Source organism: Nostoc sp. CHAB 5715, assembly GCF_020829685.1.
Lineage (GTDB): Bacteria > Cyanobacteriota > Cyanobacteriia > Cyanobacteriales > Nostocaceae > Nostoc.
In genome coordinates, this window is sequence record NZ_JAIVFR010000135.1 from 1 (window position 1) to 10,446 (window position 10,446).

Below are 10,446 nucleotides of genomic sequence, written 5' to 3' on the forward strand. Positions count from 1 at the left end.
CGGGAGCTTCATCGCCCGCAACACCTGCTCCGGCAACACCACCACCAACTGGCAGATCGCCGCGGGCAACGCCGTCGCCCCCATCGTCGCCGCGACCGTCAACGCCAGCGCGATCAACGGCAGCTCCTACCCGGGCTCGTTGGGCTCCGGCGACGCGAATGCCAACTTCACGCACTGACCGGGTGAGATTGGGGGCGGTTCTCTCCGTGGCTGCGTGCACCGCCCGGCTCGCCTTGCCGCGCTAAACTCCCCTCCTTTCCCGCCTCCCCCGCCCCCGGCGCGGCTTTCCGCGTCATATCTCCAGGAATACCCCATGGAAGCCGGCATCGTCGGCTTGCCCAACGTCGGCAAGTCCACCCTCTTCAACGCACTGACCAACGCCGGCGTCCTCGCGGCGAACTACCCCTTCGCCACCATCGAGCCCAACGTCGGCATCGTGCCGATCCCCGACGACCGCCTGCAGGTCATCCAGAAGTACATCAAGACGCAGAAGGTCATCCCCGCCGCGCTGCGGCTGGTCGACATCGCCGGCATCGTCAAGGGCGCAAGCGAGGGCGAGGGCCTGGGCAATAAGTTCCTCAGCCACATCCGCGAGGTCGACGCCATCCTGCACGTCGTCCGCTGCTTCCAGAACGCCCCCGGCGGCGAGGAGATCACCCACGTCGACGGCAAGGTCGACCCCATCCGCGACATCGAGACGATCGAGACCGAGCTCATCCTCGCCGACCTGCAGACCATCGAAGGCTCGATGAGCAAGGCCGAGCGCGCCGCCAAGAGCGGCGACAAGGAGGCCATCGCCCGCCTCAGCGTCCTCAAGAAGCTCGCGCCGGTCCTCGACGACGGCAAGCCCGCCCGCGGCGTCGTCTCCTCCCTCACCGATCCCGAGGAGGTCAAGATCGTCAAGAGCCTGGGCATGCTCAGCGCCAAGCGCGTGCTCTACGTCGCCAACGTCGACGAGAGCGACGTGCACGGCACGGGCGAACTGGCCAGCAAGGTCCGCGCCCGGGCCAAGGAAGAGGGGATGGAAGTCGTCCCCGTCTGCGCCAAGATCGAGAGCGAACTCTCCGGCCTCACCCCCGAGGAAAAGAAGGAAATGCTCGTCGCCTACGGCATGGATGAGCCGGCCCTGAGCGCCCTGGCCCGCGCGGCGTACAAGCTGCTCGGCCTGCAGAGCTACTACACCGCCGGCGAGAAGGAAGTCCGCGCCTGGACGGTGCACGTCGGCTCGACTGCGCCGCAGGCCGCCGGGGTCATCCACACTGACTTCGAGCGCGGCTTCATCCGCGCCGAGATCTACGGCGTCGACGACCTGGTGAAGTACACCAGCGAGAAGGCGATCAAGGAAGCCGGTAAGATGCGCGTCGAAGGCAAGGCGTACGTCATGCAGGATGCCGACGTCTGCCACTTCCTGTTCAACGTCTGATCCGGCCGAGTGAACTCAAAGGCTTCCCGTGCCACTGGTCTGACGAAAGTCAGACCAGTGTCTGGCCTTTGCGCAAACCACAATCAAAAGATGGCTGAACTCACCCGACGCATCCGCGAATGAGCAGGAAAAGCAGGACGAACGGGAGTGGAACACCCAATGCCCAAAGAAGCAGAGCCGGGCGAACCTTTCCCGATCGCGACCAAGGCTTTCCAACAGGAGATTGAGGGGCGTTCATGGTGTTCATGCTCACCGAATGCCCTTCCCGGATGAACGTCGCATGTTGAGTGCGTGAGAAAGAGAACATGCGGCACCTTCTTGCGCTTTGCATGCTTTGAAATCCTCGTTTGAAGGCGTTTTCGGCCGCGCGTCGATTCCTGGTAACATCTCAGCCTGCCGCCCGGATGTCCATCCGCTGATGTGCCGTCACACGATGCCCACGGCTTGAAAGGGGTTTTCTCATGCCCGCTCACTCCCTCTCGCAGTTCGTCGCCGACCACGCCGAGGACTCGACCAACTCCGGCCTCTTCGAGCTGGAGTCCGACCGGGTGCTCGAGTGCAACCTCAACGGCATGATCTGGATGAAGGTCGGCGCGATGGTGGCCTACACCGGCCAGATCAAGTTCACTCGCGAAGGCATGCTCGACCAGGGGATCGGCAACTTCCTGAAGAAGGCCATCTCCGGCGAGGGTGCTTCGCTCTCCAAGGCCGAAGGCCGCGGCAAGCTGTATCTGGCCGACGGCGGCAAGCTCATCACCGTCCTCAAGCTCAACAACGAGACCGTCTTCGTCAACGGCAGCGACCTCTTGGCGCTGGAATCCACGCTGAGCAAGGACATCACGATGATGCGGAAGATCGCCGCCATGGCCAGCGGCGGGCTCTTCAACGTCAAGGTCGGCGGCACCGGCATGGTCGCCTTCGGCACGCACGGCGAGCCGCTGGTCCTGCGCGTCAGCCCCGGCAATCCGGTCTTCACCGACCCGCAGGCGACCGTCGCCTGGTCGGGCGGGCTCAGCCCCGAGTTCAAGACCGACATGAGCCTGAAGACCTTCCTCGGCCGCGGCAGCGGCGAGAGCTTCCAGATGATGTTCCAGGGCGAAGGCTTCGTCGTCGTGCAGCCATACGAGGAGGATCTCGCCAAGGGCGATAGCTGATCTTTGGAGCCGTCAGACTTCAGCCCACAGCCTTCAGCTTGAAGACAAAGACACAGAAAATGCGGTTGGCTTCCCGAAAACCGCCGGCGACAAGCATAATCGATGGCTGATGGCTGATGGCTGATGGCTGATGGCTGATGGCTGACGGCTGACGGCTGACGGCTACCCTCCGCCCATGTCCAGCAGCACCCCCTCGCCGTACCCGCTCACTTTCCGCCCGCTCCTCATGGAGAAGGTCTGGGGGGGCGACCGCCTGGGCCGCTTCGGTAAGGACGTCAAAGCCGGGGCGAAGATCGGCGAGAGCTGGGAGCTGGCCGACATGGGCACCACCAGCGCCAGCGGCGCCGGCGGCGGCGCGGCCCGCTCCATCATCGCCTCCGGAGAACTTCAGGGCCGCACGCTCCATGACGCCTTGGCCCTCTGGGGCCACAATCTGCTGGGGGCCGGCCCTTCGCAGACCGGCAGCGGGTTCCCCCTGCTGGTGAAGTACCTGGACGCGATCGAAGACCTCTCGGTGCAGGTGCACCCCTCGCCGCGGTATGCCCGCGAGCACGCCGGCTGCCATCTCAAGACCGAGTGCTGGTACATCCTGGACGCCAAGCCCGGCAGCATGATCTACAAGGGCGTGAAGCCCGGCGTGACGCGCGAGCGGTTCGAGCAGGCCCTGCGCAGCGGCGACGGGCAGGGGTGCGTCGAGATGCTCGCGGCGTTCCCGGCGATCCCCGGCGAGTGCCACAATCTCCCCAGCGGCACGGTGCACGCGCTGGGCGCGGGCGTCCTGGTCGCCGAGGTGCAGACGCCCAGCGACACGACGTTCCGCGTCTATGACTGGGGCCGCAAGGGGCGCGAGCTGCACGTGCAGCAGGCCATGGCGTGCATCGATTTCGGTCCCGCGCCGGAGGCGACGAAGTTCGACCCTTCGCGCCCGCGCACTCGCCTCGTCACCACCGAGTTCTTCACGCTCGATGAAGTGCGCCCCGCCCAAGGCTCGCCGACCACGCTCGGTCAAAGCGGCCGCTGCGCCGTGGTCATGGCCGTCAGCGGTTCGTCGCGCCTCACCAGCACCGCCGGCGCCTTCGCCCCGATCGAGCTTCGCGCCGGCACGACGGCCCTGGTGCCGGCGGCCCTCGCCGGCGACGCCCGCGTGGAAGGCGTCGCAGGCGGCTGCTCGGTCCTGCTCGCGCAGGTCGGCCAGTAGGCCCGGCAACTCGAGCCTTCGTTTCAGTTTTCCCCGCCGCACACAAGGCCCTCTTTCCCACACACCCCGCACGACCATGAAAGCCTCCACCCTTCGACACGCCAATGACGCCCGCGCCATCTCCATCATGGGCGACGTCTACCGCTACCTCGTGACCGGCGCAGAGACCAACGGCGAGCAGGCCGTGCTGGACTGCGTCATCGGCCCCGGCGGCGGCCCCCCACCCCACACCCACACGAACGAGGACGAGACCTTCGTCGTACTCGAAGGGCGCGTGACGTTCCTCATCGGCGACAAGGAGGTCGTCGCCGGCCCCGGCACGTGCGTCTTCGCCCCCCGGGGCCAGCGCCACCGCTTCACCAACCGCGAATCCACCCCCGCCCGCTTCATCCTCACCCTCTCCCCGGCCGGGCTTGAGGACATGTTCGCCGCCTGCGGCGTCGAAGTCCCCCCCGGCACGACCGCCCCCGCGCCAGTCACCGACGAAATGATCGGCAAAGTCATGGCCGCGTGCCCGAAGTACGGCCTGATGATCGAGCCGCCGCAGTAAGCATCTCGCCGCTCACGAGCATGCCTGCGCATGCATAAAGCGCATGGAGCGGTGAAAACCGCCGCTCCATGCGCCTTTGACAGTCCTTACCCCTGCTCATTCACTTGCGACGGCGGCGCGAGGCAATCACGCCCGCCACGCCCAGCAGCGCACCAGCGCCCGGAGCGGGAATGACCGCCGGCGTATTAGGCGTGGTTTCATACGCCCAGCGCTCCACTTGCCAAGCCCCGTCCTGGCGGTTGACATAGAACCCCGTGTGATGCACCAGCGCCCAGCCGTAGTGCGTCTGCCCCGCGATCGTCAACTCCAGCCCGATGACCATGGAGCTCGGAAGCGAGACCTGATAAGTCGCCCACGACGTGGCGGGGTCGACGTAGCGCAGATAGTCGATGCCGAAACCGCTGAAGCCGCGGCCCCAGCCGGCGATGACGCTCGACGAAAAGCTGCCGGAGCCAGGACCGACGGCGGCCTGTCCCGAATAGTCAGTAGGCCGGTTATACGAGGTGATGGAGTCCGACTGCGACGACGGCGGCCGGACAAAGCCGGCAAAGTCAAAGACGGGCGTGACCCCGATGCGGACGTTCGGCCCCGTCCGCCAGTACAGCTCCGTGAGCGAACTGCTCGTGCTCGGATCCTGGTACCACTGGTCGATGCTCGTTGGCGTCGCAGATCCGTTCTGCACTGCTTGGAGCGGATCAAACTGCATCCCCGGGAAGACCTGGCTGAACCCGCCCAGTGCCGTGGGCAGCCATGAATAATGGGGATTCGCCGAGTACACCAGCAGCTCGGCCTGAGCCGTCGCGGCGAAGCAGGCCAACGCCGCGAACCCCGCAAGACCCCGTGCGTTCATGCTCATGGATCATCCTCCTGGCGACTGAATGTCGCAGCACATCGACGCGTACAGCCCGATCACACCGGGCTTCAGAAAAACGTGAGACGGCGAGCTGCGCCGTCTCACGCGAATGGTGTATCTGCCCAGCCAGACCGTTTATTTGCGGCGGCGACGTGACGCGAGCATGCCTGCCAAGCCAAGGACCGCTGCCGCACCCGGAGCGGGGATGGCCGCCGCAGTGTTCGCCGTGGTCTCGTACGCCCAGCGCTCGACGACCCAGTCGCCGCGGGTGGGGTCGCCGAAGAAGTCACCCGTACGGCGGATCAGCGCCCAGCCGTAGTGCGTCTGCCCGGAGAGCGTCAGCTCAAGACCGATGACCATCGAAGCACCCAGCGATCCGGTGACGAGCTCGAAATGCGTTCCATGATCGACGTAGTACTCATACTCGCCGCCCATGGCTTGAAAGCCGCTCGACCATCCTGAAACCACTGTTGACGCAAAGGAGCCGCCGGGACCGACCGCGCCGGCGGCGCTGAAATCCGTAGGACGCGCATAGCCGAACTCGCCCCCGTCGAGGCCAGGACGAACCAGTCGCCTGAAGCCCGCAACCGGCGTGACGGCGATGCGGATGTTCGAGCCGGCATTCCACGTCACCACCGTCGGTGAACTGCTGCCCGCGGGGGAGACGTAAAACTGGTTGATGCTGGTGCTGGTCGGCGCGCCCGTCTGCGATGCGCCTTGGAGCGGGTCAAACTGCATGCCCGGATACGTGTTCGGACCGACTTGCTCAGTCCGTGTCCACGGATACGACGGCGAAGCCGTGAAAACCTGAAGGTCCGCCTGGGCGGCGGCGGCCACCGACAGCAATCCGGCAACGGCAACAACTGAACGCTTGCTCATCGCAATCTCCTCTTCTCGTAAATAGTCCCCTACCGCATTCAGGCATGAATATGCCCGCACATGGCTATTCCGTACCGCATTGGCGAGTGTTCCAGGATTCCCATCCTTCCAGCATTTTCTTATCAGACGCTGGGTTTCCCTCAGGCTTTACATTTCGGTCACGCACCCTCACGCCAAAGCACTCCACTTACTTAAGCAGAAGAACGCAACCCTCAGGTCATCCATCAAGGATTCCCTGGGGGCGTTTCTCATCGTCCGCAATGCCGCCAGGACCACAACGCCCTCGTACAGCACATTTGATAATCCGATCCTTCCTTCTCGTCTTCTCGGCGTGGACGAGAGAATCCACGCGGACACGACAAGCATTATTGTCCGTCGTGTTCATGGCGGCCGCAAGCAATCTTGCGAAGCACGAATGACATTCTGGGGAAACCGCTGGGAAAGCTTCATGCCTTGTTCACGATTTCAAATTCCTCATGCTCCAAGCAAAAGAGCCGCACAAACGTGCGGCTCTTTCTCGAAAGAACTGGACGCGGGAAGGATCGAGGCCATCAAGCCCGCCGCACAGCCACAGGTACGTCCCCGGCGGCTCACGGAGCCGGGGGCAGCGAGATCACTGCTGCGGTGTTGGGCGTCGTCTCATACGCCCAGCACTCGACCTCCCACCACGGCTCGAGGCCGCTGCCGCCGCCGGTGCGGTTCACCAGAGCCCAGCCGTAGTGGGTCTGGCCGGAGATCTTCAGCTCCAGGCCGATGATCATGGTGTCCGGGAGGGTGTGAAGGATGTACTCCCAGGGAAACATTCCAAAGGTGGCGTAGTCGACGCCGAAGTCGTTGAAGCCCCGGCTCCAGCCCACGAGGACTTCATTGGAGAACGTATTGCCGGAGCCGACGGAGGCCGCCGCGCTGAAGTCCGTCGGCGCCGAATAGGAAGTGATCCCGTCGGGGCCGCTGCCGGGGCGGATCAGCCCGGCGAAGTCGGCGACCGGCGTCACGGCGATCTTCACGTCCGTCCGCGACGCGCGCCAATAGAGCTCCGTGGGCATGCTGCTGGTGACGGGCGATTCGTAGAACTGCTGCATGCTGGTGTTGGTGGCTCCGCCGGTCTGGGTGGACGCCTGAAGCGGGTCAAAATCCAGGCCGGCAAACCCGCCGCCCGACGTGTTGATTGTCGGCGTCCAGGGGTAAGACGGCGAAGCCGTGAACACCTGGAGCGAGGCTTGGGCTGAGCCCGCCAGCGCGAGCATCACGGCCGGTGCAACGAACAACCGAGTATTCATGAGAGCTCTCCTGTATCAACCTTGTGCGATATGCGAGCGCAGAACACCTGCGCCGTGCGCACCGCACGGACGAAACCGCGTACTCACTTCACCTGCCGCCTTCCTTTGACTCTCGATGTCTGCTCTTATCGACGGCGACGCGAAACAACCATGCCCGCGAGGCCGAACAGCGCCGCGACACCCGGAGCGGGGATCGCCGCCGCGGCACCGGGCGTCGTCTCATATGCCCAGCGCTCGACCTGCCATGAGCGCCCCAGTCGGTTCGGATAAGCGCCCGTACGATGCACCAAAGCCCAGCCATAGTGAATCTGGCCCGAGATCGTCAACTCAAGACCGATGACCATGCTCTCCGGCAGCGATTCATAGATAAACGGCGGGAAAGGCGTGATGTTGTTCAGCGCGTAATCCACGCTGAAAGACGAGAAGCCCCGCCCCCAGCCGACAATCACTTCCGACGCAAACGCCCCGCCGGGACCAACGCTCGCGGCGGCGCTGAAGTCCGTTGGACGCGAGTACGTTGCGTGGTCCTGATTCAGCCCAAACGCTGTGACAAAGCCGGCAAACCCCGCGACAGGCGTCACGGAGATGCGAACATTAGAGCCGGCGCTCCAATAAAGCTCCGTCGGCGAGCCGCCCGTGGGCGGCGACATGTACCACTGAGTGATGCTGTTGCTGGTCGATGCCCCGCTCTGGCCAGGGCCCTGCTGCGGATCAAACGCCATGCCGGGGAACGGGCCGCTCGAGTTGAACCCTGACGGCATCCAGGAATATGACGGCGAAGCCGAGAACGCCTGGAGCGAGGCCTGGGCCTGAGCCGCCAAGCCGGCCATCATCGCGGACGCAACGATCAAACGAGTATTCATGAGCATCTCTCCTGATCCGAGCCGTGCAAGAAACCGCTGCGGCACGCCCGCGGCTGCTCCCCACACCAATCATGTCTCTCTTGGTTTGCAACCAGCAATCTCTTTTCCTTCCATCCGGCTCGACTCACCGCCGGCGATATCCCAGACACACTCCGGCAAGGCCGAAAAACGCTCTCGCGCAAGGATCGCGAATCACCGCCACCGCCGAAGACCTGCAAGTCCGCGCACGCAGCGGTCGCCATACTTGCCGCAACAACGGCGAACGCGAAATGCGTTCTCATGCCACCTCTCCCTTCGCTCGCATCATGGGCTCGCGATGATCAGGCCCGTGCATCCTCTCGCGCGTCACATCGACTTGCAAGATCAAACGAGTTCAATTTCTCAACTTCATCAATTGCATAAAACAAAGCCCCAGGAATACTCCCGGGGTTTTGTATGTTTTACACCTGAACAGGTGGCCAATTCAACATCAATTCATGACTTACTTCTTGAACGCGTTCACCGCATTGCGGATCGCGGTCTGAACCTGCGCGAAGTGCGCGTCGGTCAGGCCGTGGTGCATCGGCAGGCTGAAGACGCGCTGGCCGAGCGTGTCGGCGACGGGCCACGCGGCGCTCTGCATGCCCATGAACGCCTTGAAGGCCGGCTGCTGCGGGAGGCTGCGCGGGTAGTGGACAGCGGTGGGAACACCCTCGCCCATGAGGCTCTTGCAGAACTCGTCGCGAGAGCAGCGGAGCTTGTCGAGATTCAGCTTCGCCGTGTACAGGTGGTAGACGCTGACGGCGCCGGGGGTGACGCGCATGGGCGAGAGGTATGCCTCGAACTCCGCCAGCAGCGCGTCGTACCGGGCGGCGGCCTTCTGGCGGGCTGTGGTCTCCTGGGGCAGGCGGTCCAGGCGCGAGCAGGCGATGGCGCCGGCCATGTCGTTCATGCGGTAGTTGTACCCGACCTGCTCATGCAGGTACTTCTCGGTCTCGCCGTGGGAGCGGAGGAGCTTGATCTGGCGCGCAAGGGCGTCGTCGTTGCAGGTGATCATGCCGCCTTCGCCGGTGCCGAGGTTCTTGGTGGCGTAGAACGAATAGGTCACTGCGTCGCCGAACTTGCCGACCGGCTGGCCCTTGAAGGTGGACAGGTGCGACTGGGCACAGTCGTAGACGACCTTGAGGCCGTGCTTCTGGGCGACATCCTGCACGCCCTCGATGTTCACGGGGGTGCCGTACATGTGGGTGGCGGCGACGCCCTTGGTGTTCTTGGTGATGCGCTTGGCCATGTCGGCGACGTCGATCTGGCCGGTGGAGGGGTCGGCGTCGACGAAGATCGGGTTGCAGCCACGGGCGACGAGCATGGCGGCGGTGGCGATGTAGGACCAGGCGGGGACGAGCACGTCGTCGCCGCGCTGGAAGAGGGGCTCGTAGGCCAGCTGCAGGGCGCAGGTGCCGTTGGCGCAGGTCATGGCGTGCTTGGCGCCGGACATCTCGCCCAGGCGCTTCTCGAGTTCCTCGCACTTGCCGGCGGCACGGAGCATGCCCGACTTCAACACCTTGTTCACCGCCTCGATGTCCGCCTCATGCAGTTGCGGCAGCATGAAGGGGATGGTGGCCTTGGCGGGGACGGAAGGGGCTGAGGGGGCGGCGGTGCTCATGCAGGTTCTCCAGGGGGACGAAGGGCAGGCCGCGACCGGCTCGGCCGCGGCGACCGGCGGTACGTTAGGTCGCGGACTCTCGACTTCGCCGGAACGGGATGACGGGTTGCGACGAATGTCACCTCTATACAATGATGCACATGAACACCCTCACCTTTGTCGGGGCTTGTTTGGCTTTGCGTCTTTGCGGGCTGCTTTCCGTGAACGGTGCGGCCCAACCCGGTGTTTCACCCGCGCCGGCGCCGCAGCGCGAGCCGGGCACGGCCAGCAGGCCGATGGCGGGCGATTTTGACTCCCGTGCGGCGGCATTCGGCGGGCACGGCTGGGTGACGCGCCCCAACCGCGACGCCGTCATGGCGTTCACCTTCCCGGTCGAGATCGCGCAAGTGGCGGTGCGGACGGGCGACCGCGTGAATACGGGACAATTGCTGATCCGAGCCCGAGACGGAGAAGCCTCCACGAGCCTCGCGGTGCAGAAAGTCCGCGCCGAGAACGACGCCGGGCTGACCACGGCCCAGGCGAACCTGGAGCTGGCCAAGCTGCGGTTCGAAGCCGCCGAACGGGCCAAGCTCGACAACGCCATCAATCCGCAGGAGTTCGAGGA

Annotated in this window: 11 protein-coding genes; 5 read left to right on the forward strand and 6 right to left on the reverse strand. The window is 64.8% G+C overall.

The annotated features are described in order from the left end of the window. Positions 1-220, reverse strand: a 220-nt coding sequence (locus tag LC574_RS09885) for a hypothetical protein (protein ID WP_229453360.1), incomplete at its 3' end; no start/stop codon positions are given. A gap of 93 nt (positions 221-313) precedes the next feature. On the opposite strand from LC574_RS09885, the gene ychF reads away from it, so the two are divergent. The 4 genes from ychF (at position 314) to LC574_RS09905 (ending at position 4,325) form a co-directional block, all read left to right on the forward strand. Further along, a complete protein-coding gene (gene ychF / locus LC574_RS09890) occupies positions 314-1,423 on the forward strand; it encodes a redox-regulated ATPase YchF (protein ID WP_229453361.1) in 1,110 nt (369 codons plus the stop codon). 461 nt (positions 1,424-1,884) lie between these two features. Next, positions 1,885-2,577 carry an AIM24 family protein gene (locus LC574_RS09895; protein WP_229453362.1) on the forward strand — a complete coding sequence of 231 codons (693 nt, stop codon included), beginning with the start codon at positions 1,885-1,887 and terminating at the stop codon, positions 2,575-2,577. 175 nt (positions 2,578-2,752) lie between these two features. Beyond that, complete coding sequence (locus LC574_RS09900) at positions 2,753-3,775, forward strand: type I phosphomannose isomerase catalytic subunit (protein ID WP_229453363.1); 1,023 nt, start codon at positions 2,753-2,755, stop codon at positions 3,773-3,775. A 76-nt stretch (positions 3,776-3,851) separates the two neighbouring features. Then, positions 3,852-4,325 (forward strand): cupin domain-containing protein, encoded by a 474-nt coding sequence (locus LC574_RS09905; RefSeq protein WP_229453364.1) that lies wholly within the window; start codon positions 3,852-3,854, stop codon positions 4,323-4,325. A 100-nt stretch (positions 4,326-4,425) separates the two neighbouring features. Here the strand turns inward: LC574_RS09905 and LC574_RS09910 are convergent, their stop codons facing one another. The 5 genes from LC574_RS09910 to LC574_RS09930 form a co-directional block, all read right to left on the reverse strand. After that, the gene (locus LC574_RS09910; protein ID WP_229453365.1) at positions 4,426-5,181 is read right to left on the reverse strand and encodes a hypothetical protein; all 756 of its coding nucleotides are present in this window, start codon (positions 5,179-5,181) and stop codon (positions 4,426-4,428) included. Between the two features lie 132 nt (positions 5,182-5,313). Further along, positions 5,314-6,057, reverse strand: coding sequence for a hypothetical protein (locus LC574_RS09915; protein WP_229453366.1), 744 nt, complete (start codon positions 6,055-6,057; stop codon positions 5,314-5,316). 590 nt (positions 6,058-6,647) lie between these two features. Continuing rightward, positions 6,648-7,337, reverse strand: a complete 690-nt coding sequence (locus LC574_RS09920) for a hypothetical protein (protein ID WP_229453367.1) — start codon at positions 7,335-7,337, stop codon at positions 6,648-6,650. A 125-nt stretch (positions 7,338-7,462) separates the two neighbouring features. After that, positions 7,463-8,200: a hypothetical protein gene (locus LC574_RS09925; RefSeq protein WP_229453368.1), complete on the reverse strand. Its 738-nt coding sequence runs from the start codon at positions 8,198-8,200 to the stop codon at positions 7,463-7,465. Between the two features lie 481 nt (positions 8,201-8,681). Further along, complete coding sequence (locus tag LC574_RS09930; RefSeq protein WP_229453369.1) at positions 8,682-9,842, reverse strand: DegT/DnrJ/EryC1/StrS aminotransferase family protein; 1,161 nt, start codon at positions 9,840-9,842, stop codon at positions 8,682-8,684. Between the two features lie 131 nt (positions 9,843-9,973). Between LC574_RS09930 and LC574_RS09935 the strand changes: the two genes are divergently transcribed. Further along, positions 9,974-10,446, forward strand: a 473-nt coding sequence (locus LC574_RS09935; protein WP_229453370.1) for a hypothetical protein, incomplete at its 3' end; no start/stop codon positions are given.

Excerpts from the sequence above, each read along its gene's own strand:
- ychF (WP_229453361.1), top strand. The coding sequence starts at position 314 with ATGGAAGCCGGCATCGTCGGCTTGCCCAACGTCGGCAAGTCCACCCTC.
- LC574_RS09895 (WP_229453362.1), top strand. The coding sequence starts at position 1,885 with ATGCCCGCTCACTCCCTCTCGCAGTTCGTCGCCGACCACGCCGAGGAC.
- LC574_RS09900 (WP_229453363.1), top strand. The coding sequence starts at position 2,753 with ATGTCCAGCAGCACCCCCTCGCCGTACCCGCTCACTTTCCGCCCGCTC.
- LC574_RS09905 (WP_229453364.1), top strand. The coding sequence starts at position 3,852 with ATGAAAGCCTCCACCCTTCGACACGCCAATGACGCCCGCGCCATCTCC.
- LC574_RS09910 (WP_229453365.1), bottom strand. The coding sequence starts at position 5,181 with ATGAGCATGAACGCACGGGGTCTTGCGGGGTTCGCGGCGTTGGCCTGC.
- LC574_RS09915 (WP_229453366.1), bottom strand. The coding sequence starts at position 6,057 with ATGAGCAAGCGTTCAGTTGTTGCCGTTGCCGGATTGCTGTCGGTGGCC.
- LC574_RS09920 (WP_229453367.1), bottom strand. The coding sequence starts at position 7,337 with ATGAATACTCGGTTGTTCGTTGCACCGGCCGTGATGCTCGCGCTGGCG.
- LC574_RS09925 (WP_229453368.1), bottom strand. The coding sequence starts at position 8,200 with ATGAATACTCGTTTGATCGTTGCGTCCGCGATGATGGCCGGCTTGGCG.
- LC574_RS09930 (WP_229453369.1), bottom strand. The coding sequence starts at position 9,842 with ATGAGCACCGCCGCCCCCTCAGCCCCTTCCGTCCCCGCCAAGGCCACC.